Consider the following 20,179-nt stretch of genomic DNA (forward strand, 5'->3'; position numbering starts at 1 on the left):
TTCACCAATAATACTATGTATTTTTGGTGTACTTTCAATATCAATGTATGGTCAGGATCCGAATACGATCCAAGGACCTGATGTACTGACCGTTGGGGGAACGGGTGTTTTTTCCCTGCCCTCCAATTTTGGGGGCAATCCGGATGCGTGGTCCATTAGCCCGGGATCGGCCGCTGAATTTGTGACCACCGGTCAGCAATCCAGGACCGTTAGGGCCCTAAGTGGTGCCCAGTTTACGATAAGTGCCTATAGGAACAACCCTACGTATCATATTGCGGGGAAAACCGTTAGGGTACAACCCGAAGCGCCCAACAATCCCACCGTGAGTTATTCCAATTGTACGGCCACGTTACAAAAGGTGGGGAGTCCACCAAACGGGACCACCTGGTACTGGCAGGGGAAAAACAGCAGCGGTACCAATAGCAGTCCGGGCAATAATGCTTCAAATGCCTATAGTGCAACTGCAGGTAGCGGAACCTACTATATTAGGGGGTATAACGGTTATGAATGGGGGCCTTCCGGTTCCGTGTTTGTAGATTTGGACGCACCGGCATCCGTAACCGCATCCTCCAGTCCGGTCTGTGCCCCAGGGCAGGTAACCTTTACGGTAAACGGCAATGCATCCTATTCCGCATACAAGTGGTACGACATTTCCGGAAACCCGTTACAGGAAAGCAGTTCAACGACCTTTCAGACCCCGCAACTCACCCAATCCACCAATTTTAGGGTCAGCGGCGTAAAGGCCTTAAATGGCTGCGAAGGCCCACAGACCACGATTACGGCCACCGTTAAACCGGCCTATGGCCTTATCGCGGGGGATGGTGAAAATACATGTGGCTCAGATCAAATTACGATTTCCGCAACTTCAACCTATTTTACCATCTCAGGGATACAGCATCAATGGTATTCCGATGCGGCCGGGACCATACCGATCAGCAGTCAGGTTGTGGATAAGGACGGAAATGGCCAAATTACGGACAATGATGCCGCATTGGGAGGATACACTACTGAGGTGACCGTAACGGTTTCATCATCCCAGACCTATTATATGAGGCATACGATCAACGGTTGTTCAAGCAACTTGATACCGGTGAACGCCAACTACAATGCCACGGCGTTTACCTGGTACAGGGACAAGGATGAGGACGGTTTTTATGACGTTTCCCTGGAACAATGCGATTCTCCGGGGCCGGGGTACACCACGGCGCCTAGAGATCCCGGTGATTGTGACGATGACGATCCGTTGATCAACCCGAATACCCGATGGTATCTGGATTTGGACAATGATTATCTGGGCGATGCCTCGGAACCTTATATCTCGCGATGTACCCGCCCGGAAGGCTATGTACGCAACAATTCCGATAGCTGTCCGGATATAAAATCGTACGATAATTCCTGTACCGGCCTTGTCTATGATCCAACGGACAAAAACTATGTCTACACCCGGACCTATCAGGAAGAATGGACCGGTCCCTTTGATGCGAAGTTTTCGGCAAATGATAAGTACATTCAGGACATTACGTATTTTGATGGCCTGGGACGGCCCATCCAGCAAATTGCCATAAGGGCCTCTAAGGACGAAAAGGATATCATTACCCATACGGGTTACGACAGCTATGGCAGGCAGGACAAAAATTGGCTTCCTTTCCACGACCCTGTGGGCAGTGTGGGAACCTACCGTACAGACGATATGGAAGCAGCTACAAAGGCCCATTACAAGACCCAATACGGGGATGATTTCCCCAATACCCTGCAAGCGGACATCAATCCGTATGCCCAGCAGTATTTTGAAACCTCTCCCTTGAACCGGGTAAAGAAACAGGCCGCGCCCGGGGAAGATTGGGAACTGGATCCGGCCAACGACGACCGTAGCGTGGAATCCGAATATAGTACCAATACGGCAGCCGATAACATACGAATGCTAAGGGCCACGACCAGCTTTGCCAACAATACCTATACGCCGGAACTGGACTACGCGGTGTATGTGGGTGTTAACCCGGATGAGTTCTATGGTACCGGGGAACTCCGGAAGACCATTGTAAAGGATGAAAACCACACGGGTACGCAAAAGAACCATACCATAGAGGAGTTTAGGGACGATCAGGACCGGGTGGTGATGAAACGTATGTATGCGGATACGGATACGGACGGCGACGGAACCCTGGAACTGGAAGTTCCCCATGATACCTACTACGTCTATGACGATTTTGGCAATTTGGGCTTTGTATTGCCGCCCAATATGGATGTAAGTTCCAATTCCGAAGATCTGGCCAGTATCCGTGCCAATATAGATGCCCTGGGTTACCGGTACGTATATGACCATCGTAACCGCTTGGTGGAAAAACAATTGCCCGGGAAAGAGAAGGAATACATTGTCTACAACAAACTGGACCAACCTATTATGACCCAGGATGCCAACCAAAGGACGGTGAGCAATCCTGATCTTACTGCGGACGAGTGGCTCTTTACCAAATACGACGCCTTTGGCCGCGTGGCCTATACGGGCATAGCCGTGGAGACCGGGGATTATTCCCGGGTACAGATCCAGGGGGAGGTGGATGCCTTGACCGATCCTTTATGGGTAATCCAAAGCAGTTCTACCAATACGTTTGGGGGTACCGATGTCTACTATGACAACGGGGCCTACCCGAACAATACCACAACGCCCAGTGTGCCTAGGGTCACCTTGGACGAAGTTTTGACCATTAATTATTACGACACCTATGTAGATGAGCTTTCTGGTGCCCCGGGTTCCATTACCATTTTGGGCTCCGATCCGGCCGTTACCCAAGAGACCAATGTACAGGGGCTTCCTACAGGGAGCCGGGTAAAGGTCTTGGATGTTTCCGGTCCGGATGTCTGGATAAATACCCGATCCTATTACGATGATAAGGGTAGGGCCATCTACACCTATGCCAACAATACCTATTTGGGTACGGTGGACATTGTGGAGACCCAACTGGATTTCATCGGGAAACCGGAGAAGGTCCGGACCAGCCATATACGCAATGGGGTCACCCTGGTAACGCTGGACAATTTTACCTATGACCATGTAGGCCGTCTGTTGGCCCAGACCCAATGTATCGGGGACGGGACCTTGGGGAGTGAATGCCCCTCGGTCGGTAACCTGGATGCCGATTTGCTTTGGGACGGGCTGGGTACCATAAACTCGGATACCGAGGCCACCAACAGTATCATTGTTAGGAACGCGGACATTGTTCCCGGAACGGGCGGTACCACCTTGCGTATCGTCAGCGATCGCGATCAGGAACTGATCGTTCTCAACGAATATGATGTCCTTGGCCTGCTCAAGACCAAAAAGGTAGGGGGTACGGTAAGTACGGACGTTCTACAATCGCCCGGGTTGCAACAGGTGGTACACACCTACAACGTTCAGGGCTGGTTAAAACAGATCAACGATCCGAATACTTTGGGAGCCCAGCTCTTTGGCATGGCCCTACAGTACAATGATATTGCAGATCCGAACAAAAAACTGTTCAACGGCAATATAAGCGGTACCCAATGGAAGACCGCCAGCCCGGTAACCGGAAGCAACCCCATAAGTACGTCCTATACCTATACCTATGATGCCTTGAACCGCATTACGGAAGCCACGGACAACACCACTCATTATAATTTAAGCAATTTGTCCTACGATAAGAACGGAAATATCCTATCTTTACAACGGCAGGGGCATACGGATGCCAATGCAACGCTCTTTGGAACAATGGACCTCCTTACCTATAGCTATACGGGTAACCGGCTACAGGCGGTGGACGATGATCCCACGGCCAGCGCCGAACAGGGCTTTGTGGACGGTGCGGAATCGGCTACGGAATATACCTATGATGACAATGGCAACATGATTACCGATGCCAACAAGGGCATTACGGAAATCGAATACAACCATTTGGATCTTCCCGTAAAAGTGACCATAAGCACCGGTACCGTTAACGGTACCATAGATTATGTTTACGATGCCACCGGGGCAAAGCTCAAGAAATTAAAGACAGGTACCGGTGGGACCGCTGAAACGGAATATGCGGGTAACTACATCTATGAGAATAGTACGTTGCAATTTTTCAGCCATCCCGAGGGTTATGTCACCCCGAGCGCAGTCGAGGGGTCCTATGACTACATCTACCAATATGTGGATCATTTGGGGAACGTACGGCTGTCCTATACCGATGCCAACCAGGGCAATGCCGACCCGGTAGACCTGGAGATCGTGGAGGAGAACAACTACTACCCCTTTGGGCTAAGGCATAGCGGATATAACGAGAACAGTTCCGCCCTGGGCAACGATGTGGCCCAACGGTGGAAGTTCGGCGGCAACGAGCGCCAGGAAGACCTGGACCTCAACTGGTACGATGTTACGGCCCGGAACTACGATCCGGCCCTAGGAAGGTGGATGAACATAGACCCCTTGGCCGATCAGATGCGGAGGCACTCGCCGTACAACTATGCCTTTGACAATCCGATCTATTTTATAGACCCGGACGGGATGATGCCTTATGGTAGTAACCCAGGATTAACTGCAACCATTGACGAACCGGAATATATTGGCGAAAATGGATTCCAAGGAGGTTCTCAGAATCCCTGGTTTGAACACCATAGTTTTGGATTCGCAAGCGAAACCAATAACTGTTGCCCGACAGCTTATAATGGGCCTGGAGTAGTTACAGGCGATGGAAGGAGTGTCACCAACGTTTTGGATGGGGTAACCGTAACCCCAAATGGAGCCACGGCAACCCAAAATTATGGTGGTTGGACCACTGAAACAGAAAGATACGGTTTTAGCGGTACACCTGAACAGTACAGGGAAATCTATGGTGATGTGAGCCCTGAGGGTTGGGAAATAGAGCATGGCGCAGCTTGGAGGGCGCAAGTTACCCAATGGGACAAGGAAGAACAAAACAGGGTTACTCTGGAAAAACTTGGAATGTTCGTTGGCTACGTTTCGACTGTAGGAGAAGCTTACTTATATGCATATCCATCAACCGGTCTGTCAAAATTGGCCAACCCCAAAACATTTTCATATATTCCGAGAAATCTCGGTGAAACCGTATATGGGTACTTTGGCATTGGAGCAGACGGTACAATTCAATATATAGGTATCTCAAAGAATCCAACTACCAGATTTAGAGCTCATTTCAGAGCCTTGGACGGCAAAAACCTTTTGGATTATGAAGTAAGGGTTAAGTTTAACACAAGACTTAAAGCAAGAATCTGGGAGCAGGAAAATATTAAAAGAGTAGGATTAGATAAATTGTTGAATAAAAGGAACGAAATCAGACGTCCTTTATGGAAGCAATACGGTATTGAATAAAGTGATATGACCAAAACTATAAAAGCAAAAAAAGGAGATATCTTTAAGGTAAGCCTGAGTAATGACAAAATTGGTTTTTTTCAGTATTTATTACTTGATCCGGCGCTACTAAATAGTGAGGTTATCCGTGCTTTTAATTACAGGGTAGAGCAAGATGAAACTTTTGATTTAAAAGAAGTATTAAATTCCGGGACGCACTTTAATTCCCACGTTGATATTCGACTTGGTTGTGACCTTAGAGTATGGGAAAAAGTAGGCAACATACCCTTGGAAAATGATTTGGATAGACCTTTGTTTAGAGCTGTTTTCGGAGAAAATGACAAATATGATGGAAATCGTATTGTTTATAAAAAGAGTGATAAATGGCAGGTATGGCGAGCAGGAAATTCTTTTGAAAGCAGGCAAAATATAGGCCGGATTACCCAAGAAATGGAAAATATTGATTTAGGTCTTATCATCAACCCAATGGGAATAGTATACAGAATGGAGCATGACGAATACCAAAGAAAATATTATACTTAGAAAAGAAACATATTTTGAAATTAGTAAACGTCACGGTTCCTTTGAATGATGAAGATATCCAAAATATAAATCGCACATTAGAATTACGGTATTTATTAGCGGATACTATTGAGATAAGAGGATTTGGAAAAATTGTAAACGAAGGTGTTGGAATAGATTATATCGAAATTTCTTTTTTGACACAGCAAACCCAGCTTTTAAAATCTAATCTTGAAGGTCTTTTGTTATCTCTAGGATTTACGGGGAACAACAAAATTAATATTGAAGATTATTCGGAATGAAATGAGGAATCACCTCCAGTTTATGAAGTTTATGACTTCCTGAAACCTTTTAAGATTAAGAAAAATAAGAACCTCGGCATCATTGCCGAGGTTCTCTATAAAAGTAAGACAGTTGACACTATTTGAGATAGTTCTTTGAAATTCTAATTTAAGGGCAACGAGTGACAGGAGGACCTGGATCTCAACTGGTATGACGTTACGGCCAGGAACTACGATCCGGCCCTGGGCAGGTGGATGAACATAGACCCGTTGGCCGATCAGATGCGTAGGCACTCGCCGTACAACTATGCCTTTGACAACCCGATTTATTTTATAGATCCGGATGGGATGACCCCGACTACCGGCTACCAGGAACTGGACGAGAACGAATCCTTTAGCTATGGGTATTACGGGCCAAACGACTCTTCAATATCCTACGAATTAAAGGATGAGCATGGGAATAAAGCCGTCACGACCGACTCAAAGAAAGCCGAGGCTTACATTTTGGCAAATGGGGTCTCCAAGGATTTTGAGGTGAATGGTAAAAAAGTTAGCTCTGATAGTTCATGTGATGAATGTCCTATACCTGAAACGGAAGTGTTACTTCAAGCTCAATTGGACGGTATTACTATATACTCAGGTGACGGAAATGGTAATTATAAATATTATTTTCCAGACGGTTCTACTGAGGTAACCACAACAAGTCCAATGCAGAAAGTAATGCAGGATTTGACAGGATTGTTTTTGATTACTGAAATTGGTCACCTGTTAAAATTGTTAAAGGTCGCCTCATTCTCTGATGAAGCAGTGAGGGGATTTGCTAACTTTGATGAACTCAAGAAAGCATGGGGTCCAGCTGGTGAAGGTCAGGCACGGCATCATATAGTTGAACAGCACGCCGATAACATTGCAAAATTTGGTGGCGAAGCAATTCACAACTCAAAAAATGTAATCAAGTTGCCTCATGGTAAAGGAAGTATTCATGCAAAAGTTACGGGACATTATAATTCGAATATACCCGGTACATCAGTTCGCGTAAGAGACTATGTAAAAAAGCTACCTTTTGATGAACAGTATAAATATGGAATAGAAGTATTAAAACGTTTTGGATGGAAACTATAGAATCACAGGATAGCATTTTAGAAAATTTCGCACATTATGCTATTGAACATGGTATAGCGATAGGTGATGGAAATCATAAGAAAGCTAACAAAATGCATAAATTCTTAACAAATATTTACATAAAAGCGAATGAAAATAGTCGCTCTGCCTATTTCTTGGATTATTTAGATCATGTTAATGAAAACGTGAGACTTTGGGCGGCAATTTTTTCCTTAAAGATCGATGCCAAAGCAGCTGAGAGTTCCCTGAATAATCTGTCTAAATTATCCACTATTACTGGTCTTACGGCACAAACAACATTGTCAATGTGGAAAGATGGGAAATTAGATTTGATTTGACCAACTTATCGATGTACAATATTGGGGGGCTTTGGTAAGGTTCTAAATAGGAGCTTTTGCTAACGCTGATTTTCGCCTTTTTCATTACCAAATATTATATAGGAAAGCAAGAGGCCTCCGATAAGCGGCCTCTTGTTACATTATGGAATTGGAATTTCGCTTGGTACTTTAGTATTTGGGTTTTTCTTTTGCCAGTTATTTCTAATAGGTGCTGGACCATATTTACCGGCATGAGTTGTAAATGTTGAAATAGGGATTCTTTGAAATTCTAATTTAAGGGCAACGAGCGACAGGAGGACCTGGATCTCAACTGGTATGACGTTACGGCTAGAAACTATGACCCGGCCCTGGGTAGGTGGATGAACATAGACCCCTTGGCCGATCAGATGCGGAGGCATTCACCATATAACTATGCGTTTGACAATCCGATCTATTTTATAGACCCGGACGGGATGGCACCTTATGCGAGCAATGGGTATCAGGATCTCGATTACGAAGAGGCCCGTGCGCAAGGTATTAGCAGTTCCAATAGTACGGTCAATATCAACCATACGGATTCCAGTGGAAATACTATTAAGGTCTCCATGACGACTTCGGACTTTAACGAGGTGAAAATGGGAGACGGTGGAAGTGGAAACGGGGATTGCTGTGATCAAGAAAGAAGAGGCTCTGGTGATAGGGCCAGGAAAAGGAGTTGGGAAAGAAATTGGGAAAGAGACCAAGGTGAAGCCTACGCCGCTTATTTTCGGATTCAAGCTGAGGAAGTGCAATCAAGAATTGACGCAATGAATTCTGTTCAGGCTAATGATGATGAGAACTATATAGGTTTGACCTGGAGAACACCAACAGGAATTGCAGCTATTCTATCGGGTACTAGGTTTAACTTCCTAAAACCGGTTGGTGCTTTGGGATCTGCGAGAGGATCTACTTTGATTTCCACTACCCTAAGTAAGGCTTTTCCAGGACATATTTACAGAAGTGTGCTAGGAAGGAATACTGCCACAGAATATTTAGTAAAGAAAACCGGAACAACTGTAATAGGTAGGATAGGAGGTAGATTATTGAGTAGATTTGTACCGGGCCTCGGCTGGGGATTAATGGCCTATGACTTTGGCGCGTTTGGCATAAAAGCATGGAATCATTCCGTAGATACTCAGTATGGTGGTAGTCACAGAGCATATATGCAGGCTCTTAACAGGGTTGCGGAGGGAGATAGAAAAAGAGTAGGCTCATTTAGGGGGCAGTGATTTTAAATATGTTTTAACTACTTAATAAAGCTAGTAGAATAAAATTAAAATAATTATAATGATACAGATGAAGAAGGAAATTAGTATTTTTTCGGAATTGAGACAATTTATTATAAATGAAAGATGGGAATACGATTTTGAATTGAAAATGGATACATCGCTGCAAGAAGATTTGGGCATTTATGGAGATGATGCCTCAGAAATTTTGCAGAAGTTTTGTCAAAGGTTTAATGTTGAGTATTCAGATTTTCTTTTCGATGATTATTTTCGACCTGATTCTGATTGGACGGACGTTTTTAGAAAGAAAAGGACATATAAAGGGTTAACTTTAGGTGATCTGGTAAATGCCATTAAGCTTGGGAAATTGGCATAAGTAAAAAGTATTTGCTAAATCATTGTAAATCGACCTTAAGAGTATTTTGCCTTCAACGTCTTAGTTAAGAACCGCAAGAACCACGGCAGTATTGTCGTGGTTCTTTGTAAAAATAAGGTAATAGGCTCTATTTAAGATAGTTCTTTGAAATCAAAGTATAGGGAGATAATGATATATAGCCTAATTGTAATGTATGGAAATCTTCCGCCAGGAAATAAAATTTTTGGATCATATAACTAATTATGGATTTTGGATTTGGTATATATGCTTCGAGGGAAGTGGACTCCAAGGTGATAAATGAACTGTCATCAGAACTACAGGAATATTTTTTGAACAAAAATTTTGGTCAGGGAGTCCTTGATATTTCGATTGGAATTATTTGTGTGAGTAAAGATTTCGAACCCTTTTTTCGTCCTAGAAATCCTAAGTATACGAAAGGTAAAAAGGAAGAGGAACGGGACGGTATTACTATTGTTTTTGAAAAAATACTGGAATATGATTGTAAAATAGACTTTGATTTGTACCAAAAAAACAGCGAATTGGAGAGAAAAAGTCTAATAGCAAATTCTGTTTCAAAAGCTAGCAGGGAGACTTTCCAAAAGTTGAAAATAAAAGATTTTGATGAAATGGCTTATATGGAGTCTCTAGAAAATTATTTTACCGAAAAGGAATATTTAAACTTGTAGATGATGCAAGGTAATATGGTTTAAATAACCACTTTTACGAGTACTGATTATAACCAAATAATATGTAGGAAAGCGAGAGGCCGCCGATAAGCGGCCTCTTGTTGTGTTATGGAATTGGAATTTCGCTAGGTACTTTAGTATTTGGGGTTTTCCCTGATGGCCAAGTATTTAAAAATTATATGTTATATGGAATTGCATCATAGATTTGTTCCACATAGAGCAAAAATGGGCTCCCAACCGGTTAAAACATAATAGTGTAAATTGCAACCTCTAAAATCTTTAAATCATGGTTTGGTTGATCCTTATAGATATAGATTTTTTCCAGGATGGATGAAGAAAAAATATCCAAATTAAATAATCTGTATGTTCAATTTTTTTAATAAAAAGATTCCTAAAGAGTCATATGTCAATGAACGGGATTTATCTAATTTGTCAGTTGCCATTAAGGTTTTGCCTCCTAAATATGGCTATTTGGCAAAACAACTTACCAAGAAGCTTATGGTAATAAGAAGACCAAATGTTTCTCTTGGGGAAAACTGGGTTTCATTTGATTTGGACGAAGCACATCTGAAGAAGTTTGAAAACAACCGGATTTCCAATTCAATGGAAATAAAAGGTATTCTAATAAAAAGCCAATCTGGCAAGGAATTTAAATTGGATTTATTTATTATCCCTGGTGGAATTTTAGGGGCTTATAAAATTGAACCAAAAATAGATATTAGGGATGAAAAATTTGTTTCGGCCAATTCAGAAAACATAAAGGAAACATCGTTGTCGAACGAAACCTTAGATTTTTTTCGAAGTAAAATTAATTCTGAAGTTACGGAAAGGGTTATTGAATTTTTGGAAATGAGCGATATTTTTTTAATCGAAGAATTCGATAGGAAATTAGTCGCACTAAAATCTGATAAGAATGGAAATTACATATGTTGTGATGATTCACTTGATGTTTTTATTATAGAACATGACCCTCTTCAAATAAGGGATACTGATTTAAATTTAAGCGATATTAGTCATGATGATAAGTTAATCGAACTATTTAGGGATTTCTAAGGTAATGTTCCAAACTGGCACTTTTACCGGATCAGATTCTTAAGTTTATAATTATCAAGAATATAGAAATACCAAGAGGCCGCTGATAGGTAGCCTCTTGGTATTTGCTAGGAATTGGAATTTAGCGTAGCATCCTTATAAAGGCCGTTTGCTTTCTCTTGGTGTTCCAAATTGGTGCTTGGTTATTTTTGTAGGTATGATTTGTAACTTGTGTAATAAGGATTCTTGTATAAAAAAAGGTAAACGGCAGGGTGTTCAACGTTATTTCTGTCAAGCAAAAGAAACGAATATTCCATATTTTAGGACCACACGGGCTCAAAACTATTGACGCTGCTTCCACTTGATATCCCAGGCGACTCCGATGTACATCCAACCAATACCTAAGGAATACAATACACCGTTTTCCACTACATAAGATTAGGGATAGGACAGGAATATCAACGTATTGTAAAATTAGTACCTGTATAGAGTTTTGGCTTCATCCAATTTCCGAAACCTTCCATCGAAATCCCATGCCTTTCATCTAAAAACAGTACCTTTTGTAGTATTTTACCCACCATTTTCGTACTTTTAAGACAATATAGTACTTAAACCAACCCTACCTTGAAAAACGTATTCCCCCTAGTTTTTTCCCTGGTCCTTTCGTTTACCGTATATGCCCAGCAAGAGGCGGCCATCTGGTATTTTGGACGGAATGCGGGCCTTGACTTTAGGAGCGGTGTTCCCGTAGCCCTTACGGACGGGGCAGTGGATACCGAAGAGGGTTGTGCCACCATCTCCGATTTCAACGGCAACCTGTTGTTCTATACGGACGGAAGTACCGTTTGGGACCGTAACCACGATCCCATGCCCAATGGTATTGGATTAAGGGGACATTCTTCGAGCACGCAATCCGGCATCATAGTGCCCTCTCCCGGAAATCCGGACATCTACTATGTATTTACCGCACGCTATCAGGCCCAAGGTGGTATCTATTACTCCGAGATAGACATGACATTGAATTCCGGCCTAGGCGACCTAACTGTCAAAAATGTAGCGTTGGAAGACCCGGCCGCGGAAAAATTAACGGCCGTGGAACATGCCAATGGAAGGGATGTTTGGGTCATTGCACATGATTGGGGCAATGACGCGTTCTTGGCCTACTTGGTGACCCCGACCGGGGTCAACACCACCCCGGTTAGAAGCAATGTAGGTTTTAATATGAACTACCCGCCATATGGAGATGATATTTTTAAGGCCAAGGGAGCCATCAAGGCATCCCCGGATGGGAGTAAATTGGCCATATGCCATTCCTTTGTGGGCGTTGAATTGTTGGATTTTAATACGGCGACGGGACGAGTAAGCAACCCATTTATTTTAATGCAAGACCCGAATCGGGATTACTACTCGGCGGAATTTTCCCCATCCGGGGATATACTTTACATCACCGTGTTACGAGAAGATCTGTATCAATTTAACTTAAGGGCCGTGGATATTTTGGGCTCTATGGTTACCATAACCTCACCCCGTTATACTGCGGGTGGACTACAGTTGGCCATAGATGGTAAGATTTATATGGCCCATTATGGGGATTTAAGTGTAATCCATAACCCCAATGTGGCCGGATTAGGTTGCAATTTTGAGTTCGATGCCATAGACTTGGGCGGCAGAAGAGGTGATTTAGGACTCCCTCCTTTTGTGACCTCATTTTTTCATATTGGTTTTACTTTTTCGAATACCTGTTTAGGTGATGTTACGGATTTTCAAATCAATAGTTCAGATCCCATAGTATCCATCACCTGGGACTTCGGTGACGGGAACACCTCCACGGTTGAAGATCCTTCCCATACCTATGCGGCCCCGGGCACCTATACGGTGAACGTCACGGCCACCACGGCCTCCGAGACGAAGACGGAGTCCAAGGAGGTGACGATCTACGGGGTCCCCGTGGCGAACGCCGTGACGGACTACGAGACCTGCAGCCCGGACCCGGCCTACGGCTTCGACCTCTCCACCAAGGACACGGAGGTATTGGGCGCCCAACCCGCGGCGGACTTTACGGTGGCCTATTATCCAAGTCTGGCGGACGCCCAGGGCGGAACGGATCCCCTGCCGACGATCTATACCAACACGGATCCCGTGGAGACCATCTTCGCAAGGATCTCCAACAACGGCAATACCGCCTGCTACGACATCACAAGTTTCGACCTTATCGTAAAACAGGCCCCTGTACTGCATCCGGTAACGGACTGGACGGTCTGCGATACGGACACGGACGGGCTCTTTTCCTTCGACCTCTCCACCAGGGACAACGAGATACTGAACGGACAGGATCCTGCTATTTTCTCGGTAAGCTACCATACGACCCAATTGGACGCCAACAGTGCCGCAAATCCGATCGGCCCCAACTATACGAACACCGCGACACCGGAGACGGTGTACTTTAGGATAGCGAACACCGCCTATCCCGAATGTTACGGAACGGGAAGTTTCCGATTGGAGGTCATCGACCGGGTAACGGCCCACGGACCCGCGGACCTGGACCATTGCGATACCGACAACGACGGCGAGGCCGTCTTCGACCTAACGGCGACGGAGGCGGAGATCATCGGGGGCCAGAACCCGGCCGGGCTGGTGCTGAGCTACCACGCAAGCCAGGCGGACGCGGATACCGGGAGCAATGCCCTGAACGCCGCAAATTATCTGTCCTCCTCCTATCAAAATACCATATATGTTAGGGTTGCAAATGCCTCCGATGCCAATTGCTACGATACCACCACCTTCCAACTGAACATCTTCGATATGCCCGTACCGCCCGGGGTACCGGACTGGGAGGTCTGCGACAACGACAACGATGGGCGGTATACCTTCGACCTTGACGAAAGGGCCGACGAAATATTGGCGGGTACCACGGGCACCTCCGTTTCCTTTTACGTGTCCCAAGACGATGCGGACAACAGCATCAATGCCCTGGGGGGAACCTATCAAAACACGGCCAATCCACAGACCGTTTATTATCGGATGGGGAACACGGACCACCCCGACTGTTACGCTACGGGCACGTTCCGGTTACGGGTCTTCGACAGCCCTACGGCCCATGTGCCGGAACCCCTTGTCGTCTGCGATACCGACGGGACGGGGATACGTACCCTGGACCTTTCCGTCAAGGACGCCGAGGTGCTCGGCGGCCAGGATCCCAATAGCTTTACGGTCCTGTATTTCGCCACCCGGGCCGATGCGGACGCCAACGTGAACGCGTTGCCGAAATCGGCCTATACCAACACAGCTGCGCGGGAGGCCCTCCACGCCCGGATCCAGAACAACGACAATAAAGATTGCCATGATGTAACGAGCTTCGAGCTCATCATAAACCCACTACCGGAACCACAACTGGAAGAAACTTATGTGATCTGTCCGGACAGCCCCGAGCTTATCCTGGACGGGGGCGATTTCGAGAGCTGGTCCTGGCGGGACGGGAACGGGACGGAGATCGGTACGGGCCGTAGCCTTGATATTGCGCGACTGGACGATTACACGCTAACAGTCACCGGGATCCAAAACGGGGTCACCTGTGAAAGGACGGTGCCCTTCGAGGTGGTCTCCTCGGGGATCCCGGACGGTTTTACCACGGAGATCGTCGGCTTCGGGGACCGGGTCACCATAGAAGTGACTGCCACGGGGATAGGGGAGTTCGAATACTCGGTGGACGGGGAGAACTACCAGGACGACAGTAGTCTGGAGGTCTTCCCCGGGGAATATACCGTCTACGTCCGGGACAGGTTCCTTTGCCGTACCTTGGAGAAGGAAGTGATCGCCCTGGGCTATCAAAAATTCTTCACCCCCAACGGTGACGGTTCCCATGAACGTTGGAACGTGATCGGGGCGGAAGGCCATACAAACTCCAGACTTTATATCTACGACCGCTACGGGAAGCTGATCGCCCGTGTGCCCCCGGACGGCCCGGGCTGGGACGGTACCTTCAGGGGCGTTGCCATGCCCTCCTCGGACTACTGGTTCCGCTACGAGCTTGGCGAGGGAAGGTCCTTCACAGGGCATTTTACCTTGAAAAGATGACCGGAACGATATTTTTGTTCCCATTTGCACAACACTTCAAGGATAAAATCGTTATGATTTGTAAGAAACCTACTTATGCGAATATATTCTGTATCACTATCCCTCATGGTATTGCTATGTTCTTGTGCCTCGCTCAAGAATATAAACCCTTCTGGGCAGCATGTCCCATCACTTGGAGCTATTGGAAATCAAAGTCAATCCCTATTACACACTAATTTTCAACGAATAGGGCATCCGTCCTTGGAACATCCTATCGCCGTTTCGGTACGGGAAGTTCCCTTTACGAAGTCCAGTTTTAAGAAGTATACGGCTTACAAGAAGAATTCCGGTTTAATTCCGGAAATACAATTCGCTGACTCCCTGGGTACTAAATCCAAATATCTATGCTTGGAAATTATAGATAAAATTGCTTTGAGGGATGCCTTGAACAGTAAGGAAAACGGCAATGTACTAAGCTATTTGGAGAAGGACGATGCCTATTGTTTGGTACACAAGATTGCCCTGTACCCCAATTTGGAAGCGTATCGTCTTTTGATTCAATCAGACCGACTTTTTTTGGAAACCGATAGAAATGGCATTTTGATGCTGACCGCGAGAAATAGAAACATAGAGCAAGAAATTAACCTTTCCCAAATGGAGATTTTTGACTATACCCACCTGGGATTCTGCTGGGGGGAGACCCAATATGGGAAAAAACAAATAGAGGCCCTGGTCGGCGATGGGGACTCCTGCCCGAAACATACGGAACGCAAGGCCTATAAACTGGACGAGACCAAATCCTACTTAAAGCTATGAGAGTACTATATACGATTACACTATTTGCCCTTTTCCTTGTTTTTTCGGCCTCTTGCGAGGACATCCTGGAGGTACCGGATATTTCCGGTCAGCGCGTGGAATTGGTGGCTCCCCTAAATAATACGGTGGTAAACCAGAATACCGTAAACCTAACCTGGAACGGGCTTGCCGATGTGGACGCCTATCGCATACAGGTAGCCTTGCCCAATTTTGAAAATGCGGCCCAGATTATATTGGATAGCCTAATCGTGCGGGATACTTTAGGCCAAATAGATACCGGCTTGGAGCGCCTTTTACTTTTCAACGGGGGCTATGAATGGCGGATAAAAGGACTGAACAGTGGTTTTGAGACGCCTTTTACGAGTGCCATTTTTTCGGTCAATGGCGATGAAAATTTGGATTTGATACCGCCCAATGTTCCTACACCCACTGCACCATCGGACGGTGCTTCCCTGGATGATGCCGAGATAAACTTTGCCTGGACACGCCAAGATGTTTCCGGAACCGCCGAACGGGACAGTATTTTCATTTTTGAGGATGAGGCCCTTCAGGTATTGGAGACCAAAGGACTGGGCGCCAATAAGACCTACACGACCAATTTGGCAGACAATACCTATTTCTGGTTTGTAAAAGCCTTTGATGGTGCGGGTAACGAAAGTAGTGCTTCGGAGGTCTTTGAGTTTACCGTTACTATTCCCTAAAATGAAGAAAAATCAAAAGACATATGTATTATTGACCGTGGTACTGGCCATTTGGGGAATCCTTGGATTTAAGGTCATAAAGACCGTAAATCCGGATTCCGACCAAAACGCAGAGCTCGTTGTTTCAGAAAAATTCAAGCCTATCCAATTCAAGGAAAGGGATACGTTCAGTATCGTAGCCAATTATAGAGATCCCTTTTTGGGTACGCTTCCCAAATCGCTGAAGCCCAAAAAGCCCAAAAGAACATTTCAAAAAAAAGATACCCTCCCCAAACGGGAAATTCTGTACACCGGTTATATCGCGGAAAGCTCATCCGGTCAGGAGATTTTCTTTTTGACGATAGACGGCCACCAACAGCTTATGGCCAAAAATGAGGTATTCCGGAAGGTAAAGCTGCTCTCCGGTGACCCGAAAAAGGTCAAGGTCCATTTTAATGGAAAAACAAAGACCATACCCTTGACCCAATGAAACCTCCTGCAAAAATAAAGGCCGGGGCGTTGCAGTTCGTACTCTTTATAGGGGCTATCATCGCGATACTGCTTTTTTCCTTTGTATTGATTTCCTATACCCACGGCTTTTTCGGAAAGAAGACGGATTTGACCATAGATATCATCCAAAAAACGGAATATGGGCTACAATACGCTTATCAAAAAAACATAAGGGTAGGGGAAGTGCTCCAAGTGCCTTCCTCCGAGGTTTCCGGCCTTTCAATTACCGTTCAAAAAACGTATTGGGGCATTTTCGAAAAGTATGTTTCCATAGCGGAACGGGGAAAACAATCTTTTTCAAAACTCGCCCTTTCGGGAAATCAATATCCGAAGGGTTTGCCAGCCTTATATCTTCGGGACAAACAACGACCGTTGATCATTGCCGGGAATTCCAAGATTACCGGGGACGCCTATTTACCGAAACAAGGTATCCGAATGGGGAATATTTCCGGAAATTCCTATCGTCATAGTCGATTGGTCCACGGTCGGGAGGGACTTAGCAAGGCTACCATGCCCAAGCTGCCCGAAGAAACGATTCGGGAAATCAATAGATTGCTGAATATGGATCAAGCTGAGGGATCTACAGCATCTTTACGGCCTAAAATGGAATTGAAAAACTCCTTTGCTTCTCCAACAGTGCATATCAATGATTATATCATAGAACTGGAAGGCGTTTCGTTAACGGGCCATATTAAAATTGTGGCTTCCCATAAAATTGTGGTCCATCCCACTGCGATGTTGAGGGATGTGGTACTTGTTGCCCCGGAAATTGAGATTCGGGATGGGGTCAAAGGGTATTTTCAGGCCATTGCCAGTAAAAGAATCCATGTGGGAAAGCACTGTGAACTGGCCTATCCGTCCGCACTTGTCGTAAAGGAAAAGAGAAGCCAGGGAACACCCCAGGACAGGAACCGGAACGCCAACCTCTTTATCGATGACCAGACTATAGCAAATGGAGTGGTACTGTATCTGGACGAATCCGAGGAGCGTACCTATGCCCCCCAGATAAAAATTTCGGGAAATGCACTGGTACGGGGGCAGGTGTATTGTACGGAAAATTTGGAGCTGCCGGGAACAGTTATGGGAAGTGTTACTACGGATGCCTTTATCGCCTTGGCAAACGGAAGTATCTATCAGAACCATTTGTACAATGGCCATATGGACAGTACTGGACTGCCCTTGGCCTATGTGGGTCTGCCCATGGCAGGCCCAGGGCATAAAAAAACGATGAAATGGCTGTACTGAAACGGATAAGGGCATCGACCTTAATGGAAACCTTGGTAGCGACGGTCTTGATCGTGGTCATTTTTATGATCAGCAGTATGTTGTTGAACAATCTGTTTTCGAACTCCCTAAAGGGAAGTGACCATCAAATGGAAGAACAATTAAACCAACTGGTCTATGCATATGGGCATGGAAAGCTGGGATTGCCCTATTCTGAGGAAATGGGGGACTGGGTATTTTCCGTGACGCCCTTAAACCAGAATGGTATGGAAACGGTACGATTTGAAGTAACCCATCAACTGTCCCAAAAAACGATAGGCAAATCAATTATCCATGCGAACTAGGGTTAAAAAAATAAAGGCCTTTACGTTAAGCGAGATGATCGTAGTACTGCTGATTACGACCATGGTCGTGGGGATGGCCTTTTCCGTACTCCGGCTGGTGCAGAACCAAATGAACGGAATAGCAGGGAATTACGAACGAAATACGGAATTTAATCTACTACGCCAATCGCTATGGATCGATTTCAATCGGTACGATAGGATTTACTATAACGCAAAGCGCCGGGAATTGCAGTTTGTCAATGAAATGGGTAACCGGACGTATCGTTTTGAAGAAAACTTTACTACCAAGGATATCGATACATTCCGATTGAAATGGGAAACACAACGCTTTCTTTTCGAAGACCATGACAGTTCTTCTGGGGAAGTCGATGCCATACATTTCCAAACGACCAAGGCGTTCGGTAACCGGACACTTTTTGTATACAAGAGCAACGCCGCAACAACGTACATGAACCGATAGGTATGGGCTTTAAATTGGAGCAGAACATACAGGTGCCTAAACAAACTTCGGATAGCGATTGGCTTTCCGCTATGCTAAAAAAGGAGATTACTTTTTTGGGAAATACCTTTGGGAACAAAAGGAAAGAGGATTTTTATACCGAAATAGCGGTTTTGCTCAAAGCGGGAATCACTTTAAAGGATGCCTTGGCCTTGATACAGGAGAATCAGAAAAAGGAAAAAATGCATTCCTTTTATGAGGAAATTGTGGATGGGCTGGTCTCCGGTACAAGTTTTTATGAGATACTCAGGAAAAAGAAGGCCTTTACGGAATATGAATACTATTCCGTTAAAATAGGTGAGGAAACCGGTACCTTGCCTCGAATAACGGAGGAATTGGGCAAGTTCTTCGCCCGAAAGAATGAACAGCGGAGGGGATTGATCAATGCCCTGACCTACCCGATCATTATCTTGATAACCGCCGTATTGGTCGTTGTTTTTATGTTGCGTATGGTAGTACCGATGTTCGAGGATATCTTTAGACAGAACAATGTAGATCTTCCGGCCATGACCAAAATGGTGGTAAGTGCATCCAACTTTATCGAGGATTTTGGGTGGCTCGTACTTCTGGTATTGACCGCCCTGATTTTACTGCGAAAAACATTTTCGAACAAGGTTTGGTTCAAGCGGCGAAAGGACTTTTTGTTGTTGAAATTGCCCTATATAGGGAACTTCATCACCTCGGTCTACTTGGCGCAGTTTACCCAGGCGGTCGCTTTGTTGACAGCTTCCAAGGTTCCCGTTTTGAACAGTATAGGGCTGGTAAAAAAAATGATCGATTTCTATCCCTTGAACGAAGCCTTGACCCATGTGGAGATGAACGTACTTTTGGGCCGAAGCCTCAACGAAAGTATGTCCGGTGCCCGGATTTTTGACAATAAAATGGTCTCCCTAGTTAAAGTGGCCGAAGAGACGAACCAGACCGAATATATTTTTGAGCGCCTTAACCAGCAATATGCCATCGAGGTACAGCAAAAATCCAAGTTGTTATCCACTTTGATGGAACCCTTGATCATTGTTATCGTCGGGATTTTTGTCGGGGTGATCCTGGTGTCCATGTACCTGCCTATGTTCAAGTTGAGCAGTGTGGTGGGCTAGGGGGAAACCCTAGGGTTAAAATTGTTACGCGATACTATCCAACGCCA

Annotated in this window: 16 protein-coding genes and 1 pseudogene; all 17 read left to right on the forward strand. The window is 45.3% G+C overall.

The genetic code is table 11. The annotated features are described in order from the left end of the window. Positions 1-43: 43 nt before the first annotated feature. The 17 genes and pseudogenes from ACO06Y_RS13090 to ACO06Y_RS13170 all read left to right on the forward strand — a co-directional run bounded on the left by ACO06Y_RS13090 (position 44) and on the right by ACO06Y_RS13170 (position 20,132). The gene (locus ACO06Y_RS13090; protein WP_422079426.1) at positions 44-5,329 is read left to right on the forward strand and encodes a DUF6443 domain-containing protein; all 5,286 of its coding nucleotides are present in this window, start codon (positions 44-46) and stop codon (positions 5,327-5,329) included. A gap of 6 nt (positions 5,330-5,335) precedes the next feature. Then, the gene (locus ACO06Y_RS13095) at positions 5,336-5,851 is read left to right on the forward strand and encodes a hypothetical protein (RefSeq protein ID WP_422079427.1); all 516 of its coding nucleotides are present in this window, start codon (positions 5,336-5,338) and stop codon (positions 5,849-5,851) included. A gap of 14 nt (positions 5,852-5,865) precedes the next feature. After that, positions 5,866-6,132 carry a hypothetical protein gene (locus ACO06Y_RS13100; RefSeq protein WP_422079428.1) on the forward strand — a complete coding sequence of 89 codons (267 nt, stop codon included), beginning with the start codon at positions 5,866-5,868 and terminating at the stop codon, positions 6,130-6,132. A gap of 222 nt (positions 6,133-6,354) precedes the next feature. Continuing rightward, entirely contained in the window at positions 6,355-7,233 is an 879-nt protein-coding gene (locus tag ACO06Y_RS13105; protein WP_422084178.1) for a hypothetical protein, read from the forward strand. Continuing rightward, the gene (locus tag ACO06Y_RS13110) at positions 7,221-7,571 is read left to right on the forward strand and encodes a hypothetical protein (RefSeq protein WP_422079429.1); all 351 of its coding nucleotides are present in this window, start codon (positions 7,221-7,223) and stop codon (positions 7,569-7,571) included. Before ACO06Y_RS13105 ends, ACO06Y_RS13110 begins: the two co-directional genes overlap by 13 nt. Positions 7,572-7,855: 284 nt before the next feature. Next, positions 7,856-8,818, forward strand: a pseudogene (locus tag ACO06Y_RS13115) (RHS repeat-associated core domain-containing protein); the annotation flags it as partial. Positions 8,819-8,876: 58 nt separating this feature from the next. Then, positions 8,877-9,191: a DUF1493 family protein gene (locus tag ACO06Y_RS13120; RefSeq protein WP_422079430.1), complete on the forward strand. Its 315-nt coding sequence runs from the start codon at positions 8,877-8,879 to the stop codon at positions 9,189-9,191. 242 nt (positions 9,192-9,433) lie between these two features. Next, a complete protein-coding gene (locus tag ACO06Y_RS13125) occupies positions 9,434-9,877 on the forward strand; it encodes a hypothetical protein (protein ID WP_422079431.1) in 444 nt (147 codons plus the stop codon). A 363-nt stretch (positions 9,878-10,240) separates the two neighbouring features. Beyond that, entirely contained in the window at positions 10,241-10,930 is a 690-nt protein-coding gene (locus ACO06Y_RS13130) for a hypothetical protein (protein WP_422079432.1), read from the forward strand. A 603-nt stretch (positions 10,931-11,533) separates the two neighbouring features. Continuing rightward, the gene (locus ACO06Y_RS13135) at positions 11,534-14,983 is read left to right on the forward strand and encodes a T9SS type B sorting domain-containing protein (RefSeq protein ID WP_422079433.1); all 3,450 of its coding nucleotides are present in this window, start codon (positions 11,534-11,536) and stop codon (positions 14,981-14,983) included. Positions 14,984-15,058: 75 nt separating this feature from the next. Then, positions 15,059-15,778, forward strand: coding sequence for a hypothetical protein (locus ACO06Y_RS13140; RefSeq protein WP_422079434.1), 720 nt, complete (start codon positions 15,059-15,061; stop codon positions 15,776-15,778). After that, the gene (locus ACO06Y_RS13145; RefSeq protein WP_422079435.1) at positions 15,775-16,479 is read left to right on the forward strand and encodes a hypothetical protein; all 705 of its coding nucleotides are present in this window, start codon (positions 15,775-15,777) and stop codon (positions 16,477-16,479) included. The genes ACO06Y_RS13140 and ACO06Y_RS13145 overlap by 4 nt, the downstream gene beginning before the upstream one ends. A 1-nt stretch (position 16,480) precedes the next feature. Continuing rightward, entirely contained in the window at positions 16,481-16,948 is a 468-nt protein-coding gene (locus tag ACO06Y_RS13150) for a hypothetical protein (protein ID WP_422079436.1), read from the forward strand. After that, a complete protein-coding gene (locus tag ACO06Y_RS13155; RefSeq protein WP_422079437.1) occupies positions 16,945-18,213 on the forward strand; it encodes a hypothetical protein in 1,269 nt (422 codons plus the stop codon). Before ACO06Y_RS13150 ends, ACO06Y_RS13155 begins: the two co-directional genes overlap by 4 nt. Next, positions 18,201-18,536, forward strand: coding sequence for a hypothetical protein (locus tag ACO06Y_RS13160; protein WP_422079438.1), 336 nt, complete (start codon positions 18,201-18,203; stop codon positions 18,534-18,536). Before ACO06Y_RS13155 ends, ACO06Y_RS13160 begins: the two co-directional genes overlap by 13 nt. Then, on the forward strand, positions 18,526-18,996 hold the full coding sequence (locus ACO06Y_RS13165) for a PulJ/GspJ family protein (protein WP_422079439.1): 471 nt from the start codon (positions 18,526-18,528) through the stop codon (positions 18,994-18,996). The genes ACO06Y_RS13160 and ACO06Y_RS13165 overlap by 11 nt, the downstream gene beginning before the upstream one ends. Positions 18,997-18,998: 2 nt before the next feature. Then, the gene (locus tag ACO06Y_RS13170; protein ID WP_422079440.1) at positions 18,999-20,132 is read left to right on the forward strand and encodes a type II secretion system F family protein; all 1,134 of its coding nucleotides are present in this window, start codon (positions 18,999-19,001) and stop codon (positions 20,130-20,132) included. Positions 20,133-20,179 lie beyond the last annotated feature (47 nt).

It is taken from the genome of Ulvibacterium sp., from assembly GCF_965228935.1.
Lineage (GTDB): Bacteria > Bacteroidota > Bacteroidia > Flavobacteriales > Flavobacteriaceae > Ulvibacterium.

What these genes read in the sequence shown, in the direction of transcription:
- ACO06Y_RS13140 (WP_422079434.1), top strand. Translation starts at nt 15,059, where the DNA reads ATGCGAATATATTCTGTATCACTATCCCTCATGGTATTGCTATGTTCT.
- ACO06Y_RS13160 (WP_422079438.1), top strand. Translation starts at nt 18,201, where the DNA reads ATGGCTGTACTGAAACGGATAAGGGCATCGACCTTAATGGAAACCTTG.
- ACO06Y_RS13145 (WP_422079435.1), top strand. Translation starts at nt 15,775, where the DNA reads ATGAGAGTACTATATACGATTACACTATTTGCCCTTTTCCTTGTTTTT.
- ACO06Y_RS13095 (WP_422079427.1), top strand. Translation starts at nt 5,336, where the DNA reads ATGACCAAAACTATAAAAGCAAAAAAAGGAGATATCTTTAAGGTAAGC.
- ACO06Y_RS13110 (WP_422079429.1), top strand. Translation starts at nt 7,221, where the DNA reads ATGGAAACTATAGAATCACAGGATAGCATTTTAGAAAATTTCGCACAT.
- ACO06Y_RS13155 (WP_422079437.1), top strand. Translation starts at nt 16,945, where the DNA reads ATGAAACCTCCTGCAAAAATAAAGGCCGGGGCGTTGCAGTTCGTACTC.
- ACO06Y_RS13165 (WP_422079439.1), top strand. Translation starts at nt 18,526, where the DNA reads ATGCGAACTAGGGTTAAAAAAATAAAGGCCTTTACGTTAAGCGAGATG.
- ACO06Y_RS13125 (WP_422079431.1), top strand. Translation starts at nt 9,434, where the DNA reads ATGGATTTTGGATTTGGTATATATGCTTCGAGGGAAGTGGACTCCAAG.
- ACO06Y_RS13170 (WP_422079440.1), top strand. Translation starts at nt 18,999, where the DNA reads ATGGGCTTTAAATTGGAGCAGAACATACAGGTGCCTAAACAAACTTCG.
- ACO06Y_RS13150 (WP_422079436.1), top strand. Translation starts at nt 16,481, where the DNA reads ATGAAGAAAAATCAAAAGACATATGTATTATTGACCGTGGTACTGGCC.
- ACO06Y_RS13090 (WP_422079426.1), top strand. Translation starts at nt 44, where the DNA reads ATGTATGGTCAGGATCCGAATACGATCCAAGGACCTGATGTACTGACC.
- ACO06Y_RS13130 (WP_422079432.1), top strand. Translation starts at nt 10,241, where the DNA reads ATGTTCAATTTTTTTAATAAAAAGATTCCTAAAGAGTCATATGTCAAT.
- ACO06Y_RS13120 (WP_422079430.1), top strand. Translation starts at nt 8,877, where the DNA reads ATGATACAGATGAAGAAGGAAATTAGTATTTTTTCGGAATTGAGACAA.